This window comes from Halodesulfovibrio aestuarii DSM 17919 = ATCC 29578, from assembly GCF_000384815.1.
Lineage (GTDB): Bacteria > Desulfobacterota > Desulfovibrionia > Desulfovibrionales > Desulfovibrionaceae > Halodesulfovibrio > Halodesulfovibrio aestuarii.
Genome location: NZ_ARQF01000021.1, coordinates 399,812 through 421,544, shown reverse-complemented (window position 1 = coordinate 421,544; position 21,733 = coordinate 399,812). Strand labels below are relative to the sequence as shown.

The following is a 21,733-nucleotide window of genomic DNA, read 5'->3' as shown; positions in this document are numbered from 1 at the left end:
CCCTCTAATCCATTTCCAGATTCAGAAGACCGAAATACAGTGCTTCTTTAAGTTCTGCCTGATTGAACTGCGCATCCCAAAGAATAGGACGTTGCCCTTTCCAGCGTTTGGAAAGGAAATCACGCATGCTGTCTACGCCTTCGCTGCCTTCAAAAAGACCGCGGTCATACATATGAGCAGCAATACGGGCACCACAGAATGCTCCCTGACAAGACCCTTTACCCACGCGGCTACGCAGACCAACCGCCTGAATACGCGGCTTCTCGTCTGGCCCAAAGGAATCAAGGATAGCGTCAACGGCGCTCTTAGGTACAATTTCACATTCACAAAGGAGATAGTCATCTGAATTGTGGCGACGCATCCACTCACGCTTTGTGAGAATGGAAGGCTCCGCCCATTCAGTCTGAACATAATCAGAAAGGACACTGCCTCGGGTAAGACACGGTGCATCAACCTTAAGTCGTTTACAGACAAGATCAGCACAGCGTTCTGCCATAAGGCGGTAGGTAGTAAGCTTACCACCGGTAATGGTGATAAAGTTATCGAGCTGTTCATCTTCATGACCAATCAGTGCGAAGCCACGGCTTGCAGCGCGGTCACTGGAAGCTTCACCAAGCTGCACAAGCGGGCGGACACCAGCATATGCACGAACGTAACGGCAGGTATCTAAAGCAGGTACCATCTGGGCGCCCTGATCGATGTTGCGATTAATCTCTTCAATGGACGGAGCCACGTTATCAAGATCTTCAACACGAACAGAAGTGGTACCTAATACAGAAACAGTGCCGCCAGGAACGAGAATGTCGCCGTCTCCCGGAGGACGCAGTCGGTTAATTACACGATGGTTCAGTCGAGAAAGGGTTACAAGCAGGCTGCCTTTCGCAAATGTCATGCGAATGTTTGCACCTGCCATTTCAGCGACGTGAGAAGCCCATGCTCCGGTTGCGTTTACATATTGCTCTGCTTCGATGACAGACTCTTCACCGGTACGGGTATTCACCACGCGGGCACCGGTAATTTTTCCACCCTCTTTGTTAAAACCAAGCAATTTCATGTAACGCTTGTACACACCCCCGTGTGTTTCAGCGTCTGCAACGTTTTCCAAAGAAAGCTTAAACGGATCGATTGATGCGTCTTCAACTTCATAAGCTGCAATCACATCAGGGTTAAGGTTAGGCTCGAGTTCCAACGCTTCTTCAGGGCTAACTTCCCTGCATGGTACTCCAGCGTTCTTACAATTAATCGGGAACTGTTTGATATACTCATCATCATCGCCTTTCACTGCTACAAACAAACCGCCTGTATTTTCAACGCAGTGAGGGGCAAATTCTTTGATGATGTCCCCTTCAACCTTACACTCATTTGCAGAATGAGGGTCAGTGGCTACATAACGGGCACCACTGTGAAGCAAACCGTGGTTACCGCCGGAAGCACCGGCATTCACGTCACGCTGCTCAATAAGCATACATTCTACGCCCCTGAGGGCTAAGTCCCTAAAAATACCGGTACCTGTTGCACCTGCACCGATAATAAGTACTTGAGTCTGCAAAAAAACCTCCAGACATCATGTATCACTAAACAATTATCAATAAACAAAACCACCGCAAAGAGCTTTACCCTTTGCCGACTGACGGCACAAATAGTATTGTCTACCGTGCAGTCTCACATTAATACTAGTCTAACTCTCAAAAATATAAGACAGCGTAAAAATGTTTTACAGAACAATAAGCTAGTCTGAAAAACAGTAGAAAACACTCCTCGACTAGTACCGCCTATATGTATGCAATTGGCCATATAATGTCCAGCCATGACTCCCCCCATATCTCAAGACAATTCGGAACAATAAAAACCATTTTTCAAACCCGCGAACACTGTTCACCTTGCTTAAACAGCGTTTCTCAATTATAGGGGTTTGGCTAATGCGCTTTTTATAAAGCCGCTTAAGGAGATAAGCTTGAAGTCATCAACTACAAGAATTCAATATTTAGACGGTATTCGCTTCAAACGAGTTGTTAACGCTGCAGCGAAGCGTCTCATTGAAAAACATGGTCATCTCAATGACATTAATGTCTTCCCCGTACCAGACGGAGACACCGGCAGCAATATGGCTGGGACAATGGACAATGTTATTAAAAAGTCTGCAAACGCTCTTGACCAGTCCATAGGAAAAATGAGTGAAATTATTGCGGAAAGTGCCCTGCTTGGCGCTCGTGGTAACTCCGGTGTTATTCTTGCCCAATTCCTTTGCGGTTTTTCTGAAAGTGTAAAAGACTTGCAGCGAGTCACGCTTAAAGATTTTTCTCATGCAGCCTCCAATGCCTCACAGCGTGCACTTGAAGCGATATCTGAACCTAAAGAAGGTACTATCCTTACGGTTATTCGCGACTGGTCTGAACATCTTTCCGCGAATCATCACAAGTACAATAACTTTCATGACTTGTTGTATGATTCCCTTGAACATGCAAAACGTTCTGTTCTTTCAACAAAAGAGATGCTTGCTTCCTTAAAAGCTGCTGATGTAGTTGATGCTGGTGCTCTGGGCTTTGTATACCTGCTTGAAGGTATTGTTGAATTTACCGAACGCGGCAGCCTGAACAGACAGGAAGAACAAAGCATCATCCCTGAGCCTTCAAAAGGGGTGCATGACCGTGTTGCTGTTGACAGCCTCACGTTCTCTTTCTGTACTGAATGCATGATTTCCGGTGACAATATTGACCGCGAGGCACTGCGTGAAGAAATTGGTGTGCTAGGAGACTCTCTTGTCGTCGCGGGCACCCCTTCTAATGTACGCGTACACGTTCATACTAATGAACCTGAAACCGTTTTTCAGATCGCTGAAAAATATGGTGTTGTGTCTCACAAAAAGAAAGATGACATGCTAGAGCAGCATAAAAATCTTCTTACATCCAAAGAACAACGCACCGGCATCCTCACAGACTCCACATGTGATCTGCCGGATGAGCTGTTAAAAAAATATGATATCCATGTTGCACCGCTTAAATTGTTCATTGATGGTAACGAACTGCTCGACAAAGTAGATATCTCTACTGAAGTATTTAATAAAATGCTTCCGGATTCCAAGTCCGTAAAAACATCTCAGCCGTCTCCGGGACATTACAAAGCACTCTATGAAGACCTTAAAGCAAATTACGAAGAAGTTGTTGCACTGCACGTAATGGCTGCTCACAGCGGCACTTTCCAGTCTTCGAAAAACATGGGTGCTTCAATCCTTGATAACCCACAGGCTGTTGACACATACACACTGACCGGTGGCCTCGGCCTTATTACTCTTGAAGCCGCAAAACTTGCCCAACAAGGCAAGGGCGCAAAAGAAATTGCTCAGCGTGTAGAAGACATGCGTAACAATGTTTTCGTACTGGTTGCAATGGACACAGTAGACTTCGCGGTTAGAGGCGGTCGCCTGAATAAAAATATAGGCACTGTCGCCAAGCTGCTAAATATTAAACCCATACTCGAATTTGCACCAAAAAACGAAGGCCGATGTGGTATCGTCGCAAAATGTTTTGGTGTTCGCCATTCTGAAGCACGTCTGATAAATCTGCTTAAAAAGCGCGTTATGGGCAAAACAAATTTACGTTTTGCCATCACTCATGTTGAAGCACCGGAAAAAGCAAAACGGCTTGCTGACATGATCAAAAAAGAATTTCACTCTAATATTGAGTTTGAGCTTCAGGCAGCTCCAGTCCTCGGCTGCTACAGTGGTCCGGGAGCATGTGCCGTATCAGTATTATGCGATTACTAGTTGCAAAATTTAGATAAAACACACTCCAAAAAAGCCGCTCATAAATATGAGCGGCTTTTTTTTTCGTTCTATTAGGTATAACCGACGGGGGAAGCACTTCTAAGGCTGTGAAATTCGCTTGATCCTAAAAAAGATAGTATACAGTACTGGCACAATAATTAATGTAAGCACTGTTGCGAAGGTCAATCCGAAGCATATCGTCACAGCCATCGAGGCCCAGAATCTATCAATAACAAGTGGAAGCATTCCAAGCACCGTAGACATAGCTGCCATTAACACCGGTCTAATACGACTTACAGATGACTCCAGCACAGCCATATATGGCTCTTTTCCGTCTGCAATCTCAACATCAATCTGATCAATCAGAATAACTGCGTTTTTAATTAACATGCCGGACAACGACAGAAAACCGAGCAAGGCAAGAAAACCAAAAGGCTGCCGTGTGAGCAACAAGCCGCTTGTTACACCGATAATAGAAAGCGGAACAGTAAGCGCGATAATCAGCGGCTGACGGTATGCATTAAACAGCATAACAACCACAAGAGCCATGGCAAGAAACGTAACAGGCAGTCCCTTTGCAACATAGAAACGAGACTCATTCGATTTGTCCCAGTCGCCGCCCCATTCAAGCGTATAGCCTGCAGGCAAGGTAAGGGATTCGATCGCCGGTTTTATTTTACGCCGTAAGGTTTCCGCAGTTCCAACCCGCGGATCACATTGCACAGTAATTGTGCGTTGATGATCCCTTCTGCGGATGGTGGATTCTTCCCACTTCGTCGTCACGTCAGACACAAGCTGTCCCATAGGAACCCCTTGCGTGGAATTCATATTGTACACCTGAAGCATGCGCATATCTTCCACACGGTGACGTTCATTTTCCGGTGGACGTAAAATAATCGGAAGTAACTTGTTTCCTTCACGAAAGACGCCCATCGGCACACCGTCATAGCCACGCTTCATAGCCAACGCAACATCTTCCCGGGTAACACCGACACGCAACCCACGAGCCTGCGAGTATTCAGCCTCAATAACTTTTACAGGCTGGCGCCAATCATCCCGCACATATTTCGCTGTAGGTTCAGCCCGCATAATAGATTTTGCCTGCTCTGCAAGCGTGTGCAACACTGTTCTATCCGGGCCTCTGAACCGTGCTTCAACTTTAAACTTAGCGGCAGCACCGAGTGGAAACCTGCGCACTCGCGGCTCGGCATACAAGAATTTTTCATCAAGTTGTTTTTGAACAAAATCTATAGTTTCATCAAGATTTTCTGCATGGTTTACGTTGAGAATCAACTGACCATAGGACGAGTTCATGAATTCCGGTTCCAGTGAAAGATAGAAACGTGTTCCACCTCCACCAATAAAGGAAGCCACATCGTTAATTGTCGGATAATCCAAAAGTGTTTTCTCCAACTTTCGCAAGTCATCGGAAACCACTTCAACATTTGTCCCTTCCGGCAACCAGTAGTCTACAATAAGCTGAGGACGACGAGATTCTGGAAAAAATGTTTTATCCACGTACTTAAAGTTAACAATTGCGGTGACAAGCAAGATTCCCATAACCGCAAGCGTAACCCATCGAAAACGAATACAAAAATCAAGAATCTTCTTATAAATAGTAAAGAAAACACCGGCATACGGATCTTTTCCTTGCATGTTTGCAGGTACTTTAAGACCAATATAGCACCACAATACAGATACAGTCATGGCAAGCACCCAGCTTACCAGCAATGAAACTCCAACTACAACGAACAGAGATTCACAGAACTCACCCGTATTATTGTCTGCAAGATAAACCGGCAAAAACGCCAGCGCAGCAACTATTGTTGCACCAAGCAAAGGCCATGCAGTTTCTGAATACGTCTCTTTTGCAGCCTGCATTCTGTCTTTACCAAGCTGTAACTTAATCAACATACTCTCAGTCACAACAATCGCGTTATCGACAAGCATCCCCAGTGCAATAATCAACGCACCTAACGAAATACGCTGCAAGTCAACATGAAGCCCCCGCATAATGAGAAAAGTTGTTGCAATGGTCAGCAACAATCCCAGCCCGATAAGCAGACCACTTCGCATCCCCATGAAGGCGAACAATAACGCGACAACAATAAGCAGTGCAGCACCGAGATTAAGCATGAACTCATCAATGGATTTTTGCACAAGGTCTGACTGCATTGCTACGACAGAAATTTCCATACCGATTGGCAAGAACTCTTTAAGCTCTTCGATGCGCGCCTTAACAGCCTCACCCATTTCAATAACATTACCGCCTGAAACTGTTGAAGCAGCAATGCCTAAAGAAGGTTTCCCGTTAAAGCGCATCTGCTTGGAAACAGGTTCCACGTATCCCTTGCGTATATTTGCGATGTCACGCAGAAACACCATCTTATCTGAAGCACCGTGACTGACGATCAAGTTTCCAACAGCCTCTACGCTATTAAACTCACCGTTTACAGCAAGGCGTACCCGCTCTCGTCCTAGGTTTATATTACCCGAATCAACAACAATGTTCTGCTTGTCCAGAGCATTAAACACTGCTGCGGGAGGTATGCCACGTTCTGAAAGAGAACTGTTTGAAATATCAACATAAATGCATTCCTGCTGCGCTCCCCAAATTTCAACTTTTGCGACATTCTTTACCAACAAAAGTTCTTTACGAAGCTCATCGACCTGATCTTTCAGTTCTGCGTACGAAAAACCGTCACTGGTAACAGTAAGAAAGACACCATACACATCGCCAAAATCATCACGGATAATAGAAGGGTTTACCCCTGGAGGAAGCGACGGAGCGACATCACGCATTTTTTTACGCAAGTCGTCCCAAATTTGGGGCAGCTCTTGAGCGTGCTTACTCTCCTGAATATCCACCCATACAACGGATAGTCCCGGACGCGACATAGAGCGGACATGCTTCAAACTTTCCATCTGCTGGATTGCGGTTTCAAGCACATCAGTAACTTCTTCTTCAACCTGAATAGTACTGGCACCGGCATACTGGGTGACAACAATGGCTGTTTTAAGCGTAAATTCCGGATCTTCAAGTTTTCCCATTTTAAAATAGGAAAACGCACCGGCAGCAAAAAGAAGCAAAACAATAAACTGAGTTATTGCACGCTTTTTGATAGATAATTCTGCTAAGTTCATTGCTTCTTACCTACTTACCGGAGTTAAGCAAACGAACTTTCTGACCAGCGGACAAGTAATGGGCACCGGCAATAACAACCCATTCACCTTGCTTAAGTCCGTCAACAACTTCCACACCGTTAGAAAACATCTGACCGATTGCGACTGAACGGCGTTCAACTGATGAGGACACGTCATCATACACCCATACTGCAGACTGTCCTTCTGCATTTGCCACAACTGCAGTTTCTGGAAGAATGTAATGAGCGGTGACTTTAGTCCCAGCAAAATGCAACGTTACATTTGCAGCCATTCCAGGGTAAAAGCTTATGTCTTTCGGGCGGCTGAATTGAACAGTCAACGGATAAGTTCGAGTCTCCGGTTCTACATCAAATCCAAGTTCTTTCACATTGGCTTTTATCTGCTTACCAGGAAACGCTTCAAGTTCCACAGTTATGTTCTGTAAATCTTTCTGACGAATAATAAGGTTGTCCGGAAGCCCTACGGTAACCTCAAGTTTTTCAATATCCTGTAATTTTACGACAGGTTGTCCAGCTGTTATGGTTTGATAATTATCCATGTATTTCGCTGAAATGTATCCGCTAAACGGGGCTTTAAGCGAAGCATAGCCAAGGTCTGTCTTTGCCTTATTCAACTGTTCCTTAAGAGATTTCACCTTAGCTTGTGCAGTCTTGAACGCCGCCTCTGCCTGATCAAAAGAGGCCTTCGCGGCGTTATCTTCTGCAAAAAGAGTATGATAACGCTGGTAACCAAGCTGCGCTTCTTTAAGTGCTGCTTTCGCACCAAACAGCTGAGCCTCGAGTCCGCGAACCTGAATTTTGAAATCTACCGTATCAAGAGCAGCAATTAAATCACCTTTTTTTACATACTGCCCCATAGCTACAGGGTAATTTATGAGTTGACCGCCCACGCGAAATGCCAAGGCAACTTCTGAAGTCGCCTCCACTTTGCCCGGAAAAACTCGAGTTGCAACTTGACCTGCAGGTTCAACCTTCATTGCTTTTACGGGGCGAATAACGTTGGCAACCTTCTCTTCCTTACATCCCACCAGAAGCGGCAGCAGACACAAAGCAATAAGCACAATTTTTCGAACCATAAGAACACCCTACTAAGCTAATATACCATTAAGAAATAGATCCTTGATAGAAGCAATCGTCTCGTCGTCAAGCTCTCCCCTTCTAGCTTCACTACGGACGATAGTCTGACAAAAATCTTCAAACAGTCGCGCAAGCACTTCCACATTTACCGGCTTAAATAGTCCCGATTCTATCCCTCTACTGAACTGAATTTTTAAATTTTCCTCAACCTCTTTGCTACGCTCAGCAATCATAGCGTCTACAACCTCATCGCCTGATGAGCCAAATCCATTTCCGACAATATTGTACAGCCTGATATACTCGTACCGCTTCTTAAAAGCTGCGCGCCGTGCCTGTAAAAAACTTCCAATAACAGTCAACGGTTCCGCGTCACTTTGAAAAATCGGACGTAACTCGCTTGTAATATCGTCAATTACACCGATCATAATTTCCCTGAATAATTCCCGCTTACTCGAAAAAAACTTATAGAGAGTACCTATTGCGAACTCTGCCTCTGACGCTATTTCCTGCATAGAAACAGAATGATACCCCTGTTCTGCAAACAGACGCATGGCCGCATTCATAATTTCTTTTCTATGTCGCTCTTTCTCACGTTCTTTACGGGACAACGGGGGGGAACTCGTACTCATATATTCCTCATTCATTCTATGAATTAGTATTCATTTTTTAAAACAACTCTTTTTTTTCATAAATCTTCAGGAACTTCAATGTAAATAAAAAGTCCCTGTAGATTTAATAATCTACAGGGACTTTTTATTTACATTGAACGACTCGGGACTATTCAACGTCGTCAACCCATTTTGTCAATGCCGCGATAATCTTTCTAGCCTGATCCGGGCTGGAAATATTAAACTTGGACTGAGCGCGATATTCACCGTTCATTTTACGGTAACGACGAATTGTATATTTCTCTGGTCCATAGTCCTCTTTCTTATTGTCCCACTGCTGATAACGGAAAATGATGGTAGTCCATGCACCTTTTGTAAGAACCTCTTTATCCAGTTCTTTTACAACAAGGAGGTCACCCTCTTCATAGTTAATCGTGAGTTCTTCAATTGTACTGCTCATGCTACTCCTCGTAATCTAGAAATATTGAGCTTGGGTACTACGCTATCGGATCCGGTGCAAGGAAATACAACGGATCTAATCCTCAAACCCTTCCATCTCTTCCTCTGCACTCTTTTCTGCCGCCGTCTGCCATATCTGAGGCGCTTCCCCCAACTGACGTTTTGCCTCACGTAGTCCAAGGTTAAATGCCTTTAAATTTAGTCCTAAAATTTTTGGAGGTAACGTTTCCTCCAAAGACTTTCGAACAATCCTCGGTTCTGCAAACGAAAGCAAGTGTGTTACAGTACCGAGAACTATTGTGTTTAATGTCAGTTCGTTACCAATTTTCTCTTTGGCAAGTTTTGTAAAAGGCAAACCGACAAACTGGTTTGTCGGTGCATGCTGCACGAGCTCCGAATCAACCAACAACACACCACCACGTTTCAGGAAACGGTAATATGCATTACACGCAGGCTGTGACAATGCCACAAGCAAATCAAGATTCTCAGTTTTAGGAAAACTAATTTCGGAACTGCTTACAACAACATCCGCTCTACTCGAACCACCACGGGCTTCCGGCCCGTAACTTTGCGTTTGCGTAACATTATACCCATGTCCAAGCGCCAAAGAATGACCAAGCACACGGCCAAGCGTGATAAGCCCCTGCCCACCAGTGCCAGACAGACGAATCTCAAAACGCTCTATCTGCTGTAGCTCTTTCATGTGACTTACTCCTCTGGCCGCAAGGAACGACGCAGTTCACTATAACGCTCTTCAAGCCCCGGTCGATCAAGCATCTGGAAAACGCCTGTAGGAATTCTGGTATCACCTTCCTTTAGCTTTTCAACTTTAACAGTGTTTTTCTTCAACCAGGTATACATATCAACAACATTACGGAATTTATTCTTACGACCATATTGCGTAGGACATGGAGTTAGAGCTTCCAGAACAGAAAATCCAGGATGCATAATCGCCTGCTGCATCAAAGAATCAAGCTGATTAGCATGAAAAGAAGTACTTCGCGCCACAAAGTTCGCTCCGGCTGCTTTTGCCAATTCTACAGTATCAAAGGGCTGTTCCAGTGAACCGTATGGCGATGTCATAGACAAATCACCTTGCGGAGTTGCTGGAGAACATTGCCCACCTGTCATTCCGTAAATCTGGTTATTCAAAATAAGAGCGGTAACGCCGATGTTTCTACGCGCAGCATGAATAAGATGGTTACCGCCAATAGACAGGGCATCACCGTCACCCATGACACAGATTACATGAAGTTCAGGATTCGCCATTTTTATGCCGGTGGCGAATGTCAAAGCCCGTCCATGTGCAGTGTGTACTGTATTAAAATCGACATACACAGCCATACGGCCGGAGCAGCCAATACCTGCAACAATCACTACGTTGTCTTTGGGAAGCTGTAAGGCATGCACACTACGCACAAGAGAGCCCAGAACGATGCCATGCCCGCACCCAGCGCAGAACACATGCGGAAACTTTTTATTATGCCGCAGATATTCATGGATAAGTTTTGTAACGTCAGACATGTCACACCTACAATATAGCTTTAAGAATTTCAGACGGAGTAATAATCTGCCCATCCACACGGTTCAATGTACGAATACGGGAACGCCCGTTGTTAACTCGTTTTACCTCACGGGAAATTTGTCCCATATTCATTTCCGGCACAAGAACATGCTCACATTGCATACACAGCCTTTCTACTGCAGGCCGGGCAAACGGGAACAATGTTTTCAAAGTAAGCAGGCCAACCTTATGCCCACGCTCCCGGGCCTGATCCACTGCATGGTGGGCAGAACGTGCAACACAACCATACGCAACAATCGCATAGTCGGCGTCTTCAAGACAATATTCATCTACCAACACAACATCATGGTAATAATTGTCTATTTTTCTAAATAGCCGGGTCATAAACTCGCTGACCTCGTCCGGCCGAGAAGTAGGGTATCCCATCTGGTCATGGGTAAGCCCTGTTACATGACACCGATACCCCTGTCCGATTGGAGCCATTGCCGGTACACCGCGCGCAGCTTCCGCATACGGCTTAAACCATTCAGGTGGTACAGCAGGCTGCATACGGGAGAGCACTTCCAGTTCGTCCGCATGTGGAATAGTAATTTTTTCTCTGGTATGCGCTGTAACTTCATCAATCAACAGGATGACCGGTGTGCGATATTTTTCTGCCATGTTAAAAGCCACAACAGTCATCTCCAGACATTCTGGAACAGTGGACGCCGAAAGAACAATAATAGGATGATCCCCATGCGTTCCCCATCGGGCCATCTGCACATCACCCTGCGCTGGAGACGTTGGTAAGCCGGTACTTGGCCCTCCACGCATAACGTTTACAATAACAAGTGGTGCTTCAACCATACACGCATACCCGATAAGTTCCTGTTTCAAAGAGAAACCCGGGCCGGAAGTAGCTGTCATGGCCTTACGGCCAGTTAACGAAGCGCCGATTGCCGCCCCCATACTGGCTATTTCATCTTCCATTTGTAAAAAAACACCGTCCTCAGTACGGGGCAGGCGTTGCGCCATAATCTCCATAATCTCTGTGGACGGTGTAATTGGGTACCCCGAATAAAACGAGCATCCTGCCAATAATGCTCCTTGAGCAACAGCTTCGTTGCCCTGAGCAAATAATTCCGTTCTTTTCCTACGTCTTCTGTGAGCCATATCTAGCCCTCTACAACTGCTTTTTGAGGAGTTACGTCTGATCCGCTTGTTTTTCCAGCTCCGCCAGTTTCACCCGGTTCACAACTAGCTCTAATATGCATACCGTTTTCAGAAACTTTCGGCCTGACCGCAATCGCAAAATCAGGGCAATGAAGTTCACAAAAACCACAATTAATACACTCTTCCGGCTGAACCACCTCTGCCTTACCTAACGCATTGAGTTGAAGAACCTTCCCGGGACAGAATGCAACACATAAACCGCATCCTTTACACCAATCGGGGTATACACACACAAGAGTTTGGCCTTTTTTCTTCTTTGGCATTGCCGCACCGGACACCTGTAGCTTGTGGTGGCATAGCCACCGATGAAATCAAACTCCCCACTTAACCGAAGCAAGAAGAGAGGAACCTTAAGCTCAGATAAAATACCTTGTAGCTACCCGAACAAAATACTTACCTAGGCTGTTACATGCTGCTTTCGCTTACTGCAAGACAATTTAGGTTTTTTGTCAGTAATAATATGGCATTATACAGAAAACACTTTTTTCTAGTGGGTAACGATTCAATCATCCTTTGTCTTCCATCAAAGACTGAACATACCCAACGTGTAACAAATAATCAAAAAAGTCTTCCACACATGTTCCTTACTACTTGTTTCACACCAATTATTTTCAGCCGGTTCAAATAAAAAAAGCTGAGGACAAAAATCCTCAGCGTACAAGCGTTATTGTAACATTATATATAAGAGCATCACTCTGGATATAACGTGCTTATTATTTCTCTATACTATTCTGCCTTCTTCTCTTCCGACGGCATACTATAAAAATATCCAATTCCACGAACGGTTACAATGCGTTCCATTCTGTCGCTCACGTCCCCAAGCTTCTTACGCAGTTTGCTAATATGCACATCAATACTACGATCATAGGGGGCAAGCTCTTTCCCCAGTGCTTTCAGAGAAATTAATTCACGCGGAACAGTTTGCCCAGCAGCGTCAATCAGCATCTCAAGAATAGCATATTCCACCTGAGTTAACCCAAGGCTAACGCCATTGCGGCGCACAAGTCTGGCGCTGGTATCAATCTCTACACCATCAAACATATATGTACGGCTACGTGAAACAGAGCCAACATAATTTGTGCGGCTTCGTCGCAGGATACTTCGTACACGGGCAATTAATTCCCGTTCGAGTATCGGCTTACACAGATAATCATCCGCCCCCATCTCCAGCGCGACAATCTTATCAATACTATCCGGACGGGAAGATAACACCACAATGGGTATTTGAGACTGACTCCGCAATGAAGCAAGAAAATCAAACCCGTTCATATCCGGCAAATTCATCTCCATTATCAGCAGATCATAGGCACCAGTCAGTTCCAACGCAGCAACTTCTGCCGCGCTATTACACTCTGTGCACGAGAAACGTTCTTCTCTCAATGCCGTTGCATAGGCACGGCTCGCTTCTTTGTCTGAATCAACCAACAACAGGGAGTTCATATATAATGTCCTTGTGGGCATTTTTTTCCGATGCCCGCCTTCTATGCATAGATACTACAAGATCAGTGCCAAACAACAAACACTCTAAAGATTCGCTCAACACTTACTTAATAATAGCTGAAAAACACCGTCATTAGCCACATGCACGTTCTAAAGAAATATTAACAGCAAGGAAAGGGAAAGATAGTACCCCCATTGGCACAGTCTATGCTTCAGTTACAGTAACTAAAAGTTTTACCTCTCTGTGTGGCAATTTTTTCCGTCCGCCTTCTTCAGGAAAGAACACACTTGGAGGCTTACATGGAACCGACTATCATTATTGAAAGAGCTATTGATTCTACTCAGTGCCCTGCACCAACAAAAATCAACTCTGACGAAAAACACCTTGTTGCATTATGTCTGGAAGGCAATCAGGTCGCATGGAATCGCTTTGTTTCTGACTTCGGCGCTATTATCCGTCATGCTGTTTCATGGACGCTCAACCATCATGGTGTAGCAACTGTCGCATCAGATGATATCGTACAGGATATCTTCTTCCGCCTCATCAAATCCGAATATCGTTTACTTGAAGCTTGGGACAGCTCTCGCGGAACATTGAAAACATGGCTGGCTGTTGTATCCCGCAGTGCAGCAATCGACTTTATTCGCACAGACCGTACCTATTTATATGATGCAATTGATGAACACGAAAACATCAAAGCAGAAGCAGCTCACCTTCTGGACATGCCGGAACTGCCATTGCACGTTCTTTCAACCAGACAAAAAAGCGTGCTTCAATGCTTATACGGTGAAGACCTCACCGCAGTAGAAGCAGCAAGGCAGCTTGATATCCATCCGCAGACAGTGCGCAGTATCCATCACACAGCCTTGCAAAAGCTTCGCGCAGCAATGTTCCATTAAGATTTTTTTTAATCGTTAGTACAGAATTAGACTTCATCAGCTCCCATTTAGCAAAATGGGAGCTTTTTCTCTTTTGAGACACATCGCACAACTAGCTGATTATAAAGACTATATTTTTAAGAACTAAATAAAACATAAAAAAAGCAAAATAATCTATTTATTTTGTAAACCTTTTTCCCGTGGAGACGATTAGATATGTAACACGGCACTCATGGATGAGAGCCAACTACAAATCATTATTCAATATCTTCACGGAGGAAGTTATTATGGCATTAGCAATCAACAACAACCTGATGGCAAACAACGTTACCCGTAACCTTTCTAACCATTACGGCAAACTTAGTAGTTCCACTCAGCGTTTATCTTCCGGTCTCCGCGTTAGCTCAGCAGCAGATGACGCAGCTGGTCTCGCAATTCGCGAACTTATGCGTTCAGACATTGCAGCCCTTAATCAAGGTGTTCGTAACGCTAACGACGGTATCTCCATGATCCAGACTGCTGACGGCGCACTTGGCGTTATCGACTCCAAGCTCATCCGTATGAAAGAGCTTGCAGAACAGGCAGCCACTGACACCTACACAGCTGACCAGCGTGTACTTATCAACCAAGAATATCAGGCAATGGCAGATGAAATCAATCGTATCGCAAGCGATACCGATTTCAACGGTAAAAAATTACTTGATGGCACAGGTCTTGATGTCAAAAAAGCTTCTGGTACTGCAGTCGCTTCTGCTGGTTCTGTACTTACTACAGACTCAACGAGCGTCTTAACTGCTGCTAATACTGGTGATACTTTTACAGCAACCAACAATGATAGATTTGGCTTTACAGTTGTAGACACTTACACTTCTAGTGCCGCATCTGAGACGATGACATACACCCAAGTTGATTCCAGTCAAGTTGTCGTTTCTGATAACGGTTATGGTGGCAACAACACTACTGACATTACCGCCAGCGCTGAGCTCATGGCGTTTTATGCAAATGCAATTGCTAACAATAACGCTACATTTGAAGTTTCAAGTGATGACATTAACTGGACATCTCAAGCAATCGGGGCTACCGCTGCCGGTACTGCTGGACAGAGCATTCGCATCACCATTGATGACGGCGTGAATAAACGAGTCGATACAATTACGAACAATGACTCTGCTGCCGTTTTAACACTTACTGCAGCTACAGGCGGACTGGCAACATCTGCAGCGTCTAACGCATCTGCAGGTACAATTACGGCATCAAGCTCTGAAACTACTAGCGTTAATGTTCATTTTGGTTCAAGCAGCGCATCTACAGATAGCTACAATGTAGAACTTGGCAGATCTGATGCAGACTACCTTGGCATTGGAGCGAATGCAGGAGACCACGTACTCACTGCTGGCTCAGCAAAACAAGCTCTTGAAAACATCAATGAAGCAATCAAAATGAAAGATGCTACTCGTGCAGGCCTTGGTGCTACACAGAACCGTCTTTCTGCTACTATTGACAACATCTCTGTTCAGAAAGAAAACCTTCAGGCTGCTGAGTCCCGCATCTCTGACGTAGACGTAGCAACTGAAATGACTGAATTCAACAAACAGCAGATCCTTGCTAACGCAGCAGTTTCCATGCTTTCTCAGGCAAACAACCTGCCTCAGATGGCTCAGAAACTCCTCGGCTAGTAAGAACATAAGCTCTTATTCGCTAGTTACTACCCCTGCCTCATATGAGGCAGGGGTTTTCTTTTGCTGAGCATTGGCAAGTCACCTACTGTCCATAACATCTCACAGGTGTAATATTTCGCAGTTTAAAAAAGAAGTAATGTGTTAATGTATAAGAGTTTCGACTTAATTGGTAGTTTGAATACAAACAGATGAATGTTGATAACCATCATTACGTTAAACACCAAATTAGTACCGACGAATAAACATAGTCATTACCATGGTACGTTATTAAAGCCGTATTTCTCAAAAGCAATATGTATATTCACGCGGATTACTTCTAACATCCTTAAGGTACAGCACAAAACAGTACAAAACAACTGACACTCTCATCCACTGTTTCGCATTATTACACTGCCGATGACACCAGAAAGATACCCCTTAAAAATCACTTACACTTTGTTATGATTGCCCACTGCTAGTCGTTTATTCAGGACACATCACAAAAAAAAGGTGGCATCCTTTGGATACCACCTTTTCTACTTCTATTATGCTTACTTGTCTGACAACTGGCTCTTCAGTTGGAACTCCAGCATTGACTGAATATTCTGATATTGCGACAAAGTTTTTTCCGTTTTCGCGTATTTTGCAATGAGTTGCTTCTCTAAAGCATCAACACGGGCTAGCTCATCCTCCATCTTCTTTTTAAGACCATAGATAGGATGATCAATTTGATCCGTATAACCTTTAATCATTACATTAAAAGTACCCGTTCCCGCAGCAGTAATCTCATTTAACGCGTTGATTGTCTCTTTTACTTTACCTTCTTTTATCGCAATCGTTGCTGAATGCGTGCCTGTAGAGGTATCAACAACCTTAAAACTCAAGCCCTTTGCATTACCTTCTTTAATTGTAGCAAGTTGGGTTGTTGCATCATAGCCGACCTGCTTATCAACACCATTGACCTTCATCGTAATAGTGTTGGAATCACCAGTAGTTGGAAGCGCGACACCATCATATTCAATGGCATATGTTCCAGCAGAAGTTAATCCAAGGGCATACATACTATTGTTAAATTCTAACGTAGAATCATCACTGCTTCCACCCTGTCCAGCAGCAGCAAACACGTTTGCAACAGCTTCAGGGTCAGCCTTAAGAAGATCCATAAAGGTCTGCTTACCATCGCTAATTACAGTAGCATCTTTATTGAACTCTAGTTTACCAAAGTTCTTATCATCTGTACGAGCAATAGTTTTAACCCCAAGTGTACCAAGTGTAGCGTATAGATCATCACCTGCCCCACTACCTTGAATAAAACCATCCCCCTGCGTTGTAAGAATATTTTTTAAGGTGTTCTCAACGGCTTTAATCTGTGAGTTACTTTTCAGACTGTAATGTACACCCTTCTTATCTAACTCTTCATTTTCATAGTTCTTAACTAAATCAAAACCCGTACGCAGTTGGTTTGTAAGCTCAACAAATTTTTCAACATTACTCACAATGGCGTCGTAATCAGTATCGATTTTGATAACCACACCATCTTCTATGGCATTCAGGTTATACGTAACGCCTTCTGTTACATCACTAATGGAGTTTGAATCACGTTGTAGTTCAATCCCGTCAATCACAAATCGTGCGTTCTTAGATGCAACAGCTGTTACGGCGGGGGTTCCAGCAGGTAAAGCGACTGCAGGATCTTGTTGCCCCTCAAGAACAGCCTGAAGTTCAGGAGACAGTGTAATATCATGCCCGGCACCTAAATCCATACCTCGCATCTGAAGTTTGAACTTAGAATCATACCCAAGATCAACAACAGAAGCCTTAACTTTATTATCAGAGGCAAGTGAAATAGCGTTAGCTAATTCCTTAGTTGTCATTCCTGACTTCACGCCAACAGAATAAGTCTTGCCATCATAATCAAAGGTCATCGTAGTGTCGGCTGCAGTATATGCAACTTCATCTAGATCATTAGAGGTCACTGTAGCAGCAGATGCAAGTTCCTTTACATCCAGAGTATGAACTCCTTCTTCAGCACCAGCTTTTACTGTGGCTGTGGCAATCTCACTCTTGGAAGAGGTCACTTTTTTTACAAGAAACTCATCAACGGTATCCATTGATTCGAGCTGTTTCTTGTATGTCATAAGAGTGTTATTCAAGCCCTCGATCTGTTCTTTCTTAAAACTTGTTTCAGCTTCTTCTTTGGAAAGCTGATTATAACGGAATTTTTCCGTTTTAACTGTCGCATCAATAATGGAGTTAAAATCCGTTTTTGTTGCCCAGCCTGCAAAAATTGTTTTGGATGACCAATAATCAGACATGACTCACTCCTACTTCAAATAATCGAGCAAGCTCAAATTCATTATTTTTGCGCTCGTAGAGAGCACTGATTTATAAATGTAGTTTGCCCGGTCAGATTCAGTTGACACTTTTGCAACATCAATGTCCTGAATCACAGAAATTCGTGATTCAGTGGAAATTTTACTTTTTCCATGTGCATCGAGCGCAAATTCTAAACGGTTTTGCCTTCCGCCTAATACGCCTGTTTCGGTGGTGATATGTTCATTAGCAATCTTAAGATCACCTAAACACTTCTTCACACCATCCTGATCGTCCATTTCTAAAGAAGCTATAAGATTTCCTACAACTTCAAAGATATTTTTTTCTGAAGGAAGTCCATCAACAGCTGCAGTGGCACCGGTTGCTTTGTCTGCATATATACCGCCAAAGAAATTTGAGCCTACACTGTTAACTTGTACACTGTTGCCTTCACTAATTTCTATACGGATCGCGGAGTCTACCGGATTAACTAAAAACTGCTCACCCTTGTTCAGAACACCGGTTCCGCCTAAATCGAGCTGACCACCCGGAATATTCAAAAATTCATCAGTTGAGCCGGTCGAACGAATCCATGATTCGCCATTGTCCAAGCTATAGGAAAACTCAACGGGAGTCGCAGCGCCAATGGTTACAGAGGGATCATTCTCAATACGCACAGCTATTGGGCTTTTGAAAACCCCGCTTGCTACTGGATTGATTGTCGCATTAGCTCCATAATATCTTGCATCTGCTTCACCATCAATTGATCCTGTGTAAATGGCAGCAGGCCGGATAACCATAGAAGTGTCTTGAGTAATTTGTTCGCCTGCCTCAAAATTGACTTCAACCCCGCCAAGCTGCACTGGAATAGTACCTGGTCCACCCGCTGGGATTGTCGCATTCTTCCATGTAGTTCCTCCATCTTCTGAGTACGTAAATGGAATAGCTGCTACGCCAACATTCTGAGTTGCTGTCGGTACCGGAAATTTGATTGCAATACTTTTTTCAGCATCGCCATTAATGCTGTGTACAAGAGTCTGATTAGCATTCTCGACAGTCGCCCCCAGCCCAACCTGATACGCTGGCTTATCAATAGCTGCACCTGCAAATAATGAGTTGCCTGCGTAATCACCATTTGTAAGCCCAACAAGCTGAACCTGAAGTTCGCGAAGCTCTGTTGCTATCAAATCTCGCTGTTTTGTTGTGACAGTACCGGTTGCGCCCTGTTCTGCCAGCTCCTGCATACGGATAATTGTTTTGCTGATAGTGCCCATCTGCTCGTTCGCAGTATCAAGCCAACCCTTAGCACTGGTTATATTTTCATTGTACTGAGCCAATGAATTGATGTGACTTTGCAAATCAAGCACAAGAGCAGCACCACTTGGGTCATCAGAAGGACGGTTGATACGCTTTTGACTTGCGGCCTGTTCCCCTAAACGAAGAATTTCAGACATTGAACTGTTCATTCCGTTAAGGGACTGGGTGTATATCATACTACGAGCAATACGCATTATACTTCTCCTACGCTAAGACTTCAGTCTAAGGATGGTGTCAAACATTTCATTTGCAGTGGTGATTAATTTAGAAGCTGCATCAAAACTATTCTGGAATTTAGATAAGTTTGAAAGCTCTTCATCCATGTTCACACCAGCCTCGGACTGCTGACGACTTTCAAGATCTTTAGTCACAGTTTCGTTATAAACCTTGTTTCGTGACGCGCCATCCATATCGGCACCAACAAGCGCTGTCAGAGAGCTTAAATGCTTTGAAAACGTTGTTGAAGTGTTTGTGTGGATAGAGTCTAAGGTAACAGACTTGTCCATCAGTTTATGTAAAGCTGTCGCATTAGTGTTGTCCCCACTGTTAACAAGTCCAAGTCCATTAACAACAGCTGCGTTAATACGCTTAGGGTCGTTTGCAATACGTGCTTCAAGAGCTATATCAGCACAGCTTGAGCCACTAAAGAAGGTGTTAAGCCCCATAGCTGCAAGAACACCTGAGGTGTCTCCGGCAAATTCAAAACTTCCGTCTACGGTTCTAGACTTCAATTTCAGTCGACCACCTTCAATGGTTGCTTCCATCTTTGGTGCTCCTGTCGGAGTATCGTTAATTTCATCAACAAGCTGCTGCAGGGTCATTCCCGGAGTTACAGCTATTTCAACGCGATCACCGTCCGGAGCACCCTGCGGTGTATACGTCTGGAAACTCAACGTACCGTCAGTAATCTTATTGCCGTACACCAAGTTAGACATATCAAATGCTACATTGGGGTCGAGTACAGCATTAGTACTTACAGTTTCTTTATAATGCTCAAGTCCTGCGCCTTGTGAATGCTGATAGTTTGTCTGCCAAATGAGTTCTTTCGCGAATGCATCCATTCTTTCTTGATAGCTAACAATTCCGCTATCACGGGCAGCTAACAACCCACCTAAGCGACCACCGCTAAGACGGCCGGCTTCATTACCATAACCGCCAAGTGGCGTTATATTTACAAGGTGTGCAGAAGTTTTTTTCCAGTAGACTGCGTCCTTCGCAACAATGTTGAATGAATCAGATTTTGATAACGCAGTGGCCGGAGCTGAATCTTCAAACCAAATTGAAACACCATTCACAACGACCTTGTTATCAACATCACCCGATGTAAACGTACGTTCAACACCATCTTCATCTGTAAGCCAAGTTTTTCCGCCATCAGTTGATACTCTGAATTCTGCGGTACCTACTGCGCCGGCGTTAATCATTTCAACCTTAAGTTCTTGTGAGCTCTGACCTTCAAACTTAATTGCACCTTCAAAAGCTGACCCGGATGCTAAATTAGTAGTAGCTTCAGGACCTTTTTGAACCAGTTCAAAAGCATCGATCCCATCCACAAGAGTTTGTCCGGCCTGAGTGATTATTGTAAAAGAACCATCTGTCTGTTGAATGGATTTTACAGGAAGCAACACACCCAACTCACGAACTTTACGATCTCGTTCGTCGTGTAATACAAGGTTTTCAGGCTGCGCCATAATGCTTCTATTTAACTCGGCAATATCCTTCATTAAAGCATTTGCATCTCCAACGCCAAGCTCGATAGCTTTATTGGTTGCCTGCTGTTCCTGCTTTAACGAATCACTCATAGTATGCAGCATTGTTGCCAAAGTGTTCGAATACTCTGAAAGTTCCATACGGTATGCAGAACTATCCGCATCCTGAGTAAGCGCGTTCCAGCTTGAAAAGTACTTATCAAGCGCAGCAGAAAGTCCATAACCTTTATCGCCCTGCTTAAACAAGGATTCAACACTGTACAATGTTTCCGCTTTTGCATTCCAAAACTGTTGTTGACCATTTGAAGCCAAGTACTGCTGCTCAACAAAGTAATTGTAATGACGATCAAGATTCACTGCATCTGCACCAGTTCCAAACTGCATGCCATTGCGTGTGATTGGTGCTCGTGAAGCATAATTTACTGTAGTACGTGTATATCCTTTTACATCAGCATTAGCGATATTATTACTGGTAACACTGGTGCCAAGTTTGGCGTTCATTAACGCATTGTTACCGATAGACATAAGATCATAAATAGACATTCTGTGTGCTCCTCTTAACAAACTGGGTGTGCCGCTACATTCTAAAGCCGCTACTACTTTTCAGTA

General features: G+C 44.2%; 16 protein-coding genes and 1 pseudogene. 4 read left to right on the top strand and 13 right to left on the bottom strand.

Annotated elements, in window-relative coordinates; genetic code table 11:
- Positions 1-4: 4 nt before the first annotated feature.
- Positions 5-1,549, bottom strand: coding sequence for an anaerobic glycerol-3-phosphate dehydrogenase subunit GlpA (gene glpA / locus F461_RS0112645; RefSeq protein WP_020001531.1), 1,545 nt, complete (start codon positions 1,547-1,549; stop codon positions 5-7).
- 405 nt (positions 1,550-1,954) lie between these two features.
- On the opposite strand from glpA, the gene F461_RS0112640 reads away from it, so the two are divergent.
- Positions 1,955-3,763, top strand: a complete 1,809-nt coding sequence (locus F461_RS0112640) for a DegV family protein (protein ID WP_020001530.1) — start codon at positions 1,955-1,957, stop codon at positions 3,761-3,763.
- Between the two features lie 99 nt (positions 3,764-3,862).
- Here the strand turns inward: F461_RS0112640 and F461_RS0112635 are convergent, their stop codons facing one another.
- The 9 genes from F461_RS0112635 to F461_RS0112595 form a co-directional block, all read right to left on the bottom strand.
- Complete coding sequence (locus F461_RS0112635; protein ID WP_020001529.1) at positions 3,863-6,907, bottom strand: efflux RND transporter permease subunit; 3,045 nt, start codon at positions 6,905-6,907, stop codon at positions 3,863-3,865.
- Between the two features lie 10 nt (positions 6,908-6,917).
- On the bottom strand, positions 6,918-8,003 hold the full coding sequence (locus F461_RS0112630) for an efflux RND transporter periplasmic adaptor subunit (RefSeq protein WP_020001528.1): 1,086 nt from the start codon (positions 8,001-8,003) through the stop codon (positions 6,918-6,920).
- 12 nt (positions 8,004-8,015) lie between these two features.
- The gene (locus F461_RS18745; protein WP_051089211.1) at positions 8,016-8,633 is read right to left on the bottom strand and encodes a TetR/AcrR family transcriptional regulator; all 618 of its coding nucleotides are present in this window, start codon (positions 8,631-8,633) and stop codon (positions 8,016-8,018) included.
- Positions 8,634-8,781: 148 nt separating this feature from the next.
- The gene (locus F461_RS0112620) at positions 8,782-9,072 is read right to left on the bottom strand and encodes a hypothetical protein (protein WP_020001526.1); all 291 of its coding nucleotides are present in this window, start codon (positions 9,070-9,072) and stop codon (positions 8,782-8,784) included.
- A gap of 75 nt (positions 9,073-9,147) precedes the next feature.
- Positions 9,148-9,774 (bottom strand): 2-oxoacid:acceptor oxidoreductase family protein, encoded by a 627-nt coding sequence (locus tag F461_RS0112615; RefSeq protein WP_020001525.1) that lies wholly within the window; start codon positions 9,772-9,774, stop codon positions 9,148-9,150.
- 5 nt (positions 9,775-9,779) lie between these two features.
- Complete coding sequence (locus tag F461_RS0112610) at positions 9,780-10,595, bottom strand: 2-oxoacid:ferredoxin oxidoreductase subunit beta (RefSeq protein WP_020001524.1); 816 nt, start codon at positions 10,593-10,595, stop codon at positions 9,780-9,782.
- A gap of 7 nt (positions 10,596-10,602) precedes the next feature.
- Positions 10,603-11,748: a 2-oxoacid:acceptor oxidoreductase subunit alpha gene (locus F461_RS0112605; protein WP_020001523.1), complete on the bottom strand. Its 1,146-nt coding sequence runs from the start codon at positions 11,746-11,748 to the stop codon at positions 10,603-10,605.
- Positions 11,749-11,750: 2 nt separating this feature from the next.
- Entirely contained in the window at positions 11,751-12,071 is a 321-nt protein-coding gene (locus F461_RS19530; RefSeq protein WP_020001522.1) for a 4Fe-4S dicluster domain-containing protein, read from the bottom strand.
- A 463-nt stretch (positions 12,072-12,534) separates the two neighbouring features.
- A complete protein-coding gene (locus F461_RS0112595) occupies positions 12,535-13,248 on the bottom strand; it encodes a response regulator transcription factor (RefSeq protein ID WP_020001521.1) in 714 nt (237 codons plus the stop codon).
- 300 nt (positions 13,249-13,548) lie between these two features.
- Here F461_RS0112595 and F461_RS17860 point away from each other — a divergent pair, with 300 nt between their 5' ends.
- From F461_RS17860 to F461_RS19590, 3 genes and pseudogenes are all read left to right on the top strand, one after another.
- Positions 13,549-14,148, top strand: a complete 600-nt coding sequence (locus tag F461_RS17860; RefSeq protein WP_020001520.1) for an RNA polymerase sigma factor — start codon at positions 13,549-13,551, stop codon at positions 14,146-14,148.
- A gap of 266 nt (positions 14,149-14,414) precedes the next feature.
- Positions 14,415-14,891, top strand: a pseudogene (locus F461_RS19525) (flagellin N-terminal helical domain-containing protein); the annotation flags it as partial.
- A gap of 126 nt (positions 14,892-15,017) precedes the next feature.
- Positions 15,018-15,803 carry a flagellin gene (locus F461_RS19590; RefSeq protein ID WP_143154761.1) on the top strand — a complete coding sequence of 262 codons (786 nt, stop codon included), beginning with the start codon at positions 15,018-15,020 and terminating at the stop codon, positions 15,801-15,803.
- Between the two features lie 533 nt (positions 15,804-16,336).
- On the opposite strand, the gene fliD is transcribed toward F461_RS19590, so the two are convergent.
- Genes fliD through F461_RS0112570 form a run of 3 tightly spaced genes read right to left on the bottom strand, consistent with a single transcriptional unit; the run spans position 16,337 to position 21,667 of the window.
- Entirely contained in the window at positions 16,337-18,100 is a 1,764-nt protein-coding gene (gene fliD / locus F461_RS0112580) for a flagellar filament capping protein FliD (protein ID WP_020001518.1), read from the bottom strand.
- Between the two features lie 9 nt (positions 18,101-18,109).
- A complete protein-coding gene (locus F461_RS0112575) occupies positions 18,110-19,609 on the bottom strand; it encodes a flagellin N-terminal helical domain-containing protein (RefSeq protein ID WP_020001517.1) in 1,500 nt (499 codons plus the stop codon).
- A gap of 15 nt (positions 19,610-19,624) precedes the next feature.
- Entirely contained in the window at positions 19,625-21,667 is a 2,043-nt protein-coding gene (locus F461_RS0112570; RefSeq protein ID WP_020001516.1) for a flagellar hook-associated protein FlgK, read from the bottom strand.
- Positions 21,668-21,733 lie beyond the last annotated feature (66 nt).

Coding starts and splice junctions, on each gene's coding strand:
- F461_RS0112610 (WP_020001524.1), bottom strand. CDS start 10,595: ATGTCTGACGTTACAAAACTTATCCATGAATATCTGCGGCATAATAAA.
- F461_RS0112575 (WP_020001517.1), bottom strand. CDS start 19,609: ATGCGTATTGCTCGTAGTATGATATACACCCAGTCCCTTAACGGAATG.
- F461_RS18745 (WP_051089211.1), bottom strand. CDS start 8,633: ATGAGTACGAGTTCCCCCCCGTTGTCCCGTAAAGAACGTGAGAAAGAG.
- F461_RS0112630 (WP_020001528.1), bottom strand. CDS start 8,003: ATGGTTCGAAAAATTGTGCTTATTGCTTTGTGTCTGCTGCCGCTTCTG.
- F461_RS0112605 (WP_020001523.1), bottom strand. CDS start 11,748: ATGGCTCACAGAAGACGTAGGAAAAGAACGGAATTATTTGCTCAGGGC.
- F461_RS17860 (WP_020001520.1), top strand. CDS start 13,549: ATGGAACCGACTATCATTATTGAAAGAGCTATTGATTCTACTCAGTGC.
- F461_RS0112635 (WP_020001529.1), bottom strand. CDS start 6,907: ATGAACTTAGCAGAATTATCTATCAAAAAGCGTGCAATAACTCAGTTT.
- F461_RS0112615 (WP_020001525.1), bottom strand. CDS start 9,774: ATGAAAGAGCTACAGCAGATAGAGCGTTTTGAGATTCGTCTGTCTGGC.
- F461_RS0112620 (WP_020001526.1), bottom strand. CDS start 9,072: ATGAGCAGTACAATTGAAGAACTCACGATTAACTATGAAGAGGGTGAC.
- fliD (WP_020001518.1), bottom strand. CDS start 18,100: ATGTCTGATTATTGGTCATCCAAAACAATTTTTGCAGGCTGGGCAACA.
- F461_RS19590 (WP_143154761.1), top strand. CDS start 15,018: ATGACATACACCCAAGTTGATTCCAGTCAAGTTGTCGTTTCTGATAAC.
- F461_RS0112595 (WP_020001521.1), bottom strand. CDS start 13,248: ATGAACTCCCTGTTGTTGGTTGATTCAGACAAAGAAGCGAGCCGTGCC.
- F461_RS19530 (WP_020001522.1), bottom strand. CDS start 12,071: ATGCCAAAGAAGAAAAAAGGCCAAACTCTTGTGTGTGTATACCCCGAT.
- F461_RS0112570 (WP_020001516.1), bottom strand. CDS start 21,667: ATGTCTATTTATGATCTTATGTCTATCGGTAACAATGCGTTAATGAAC.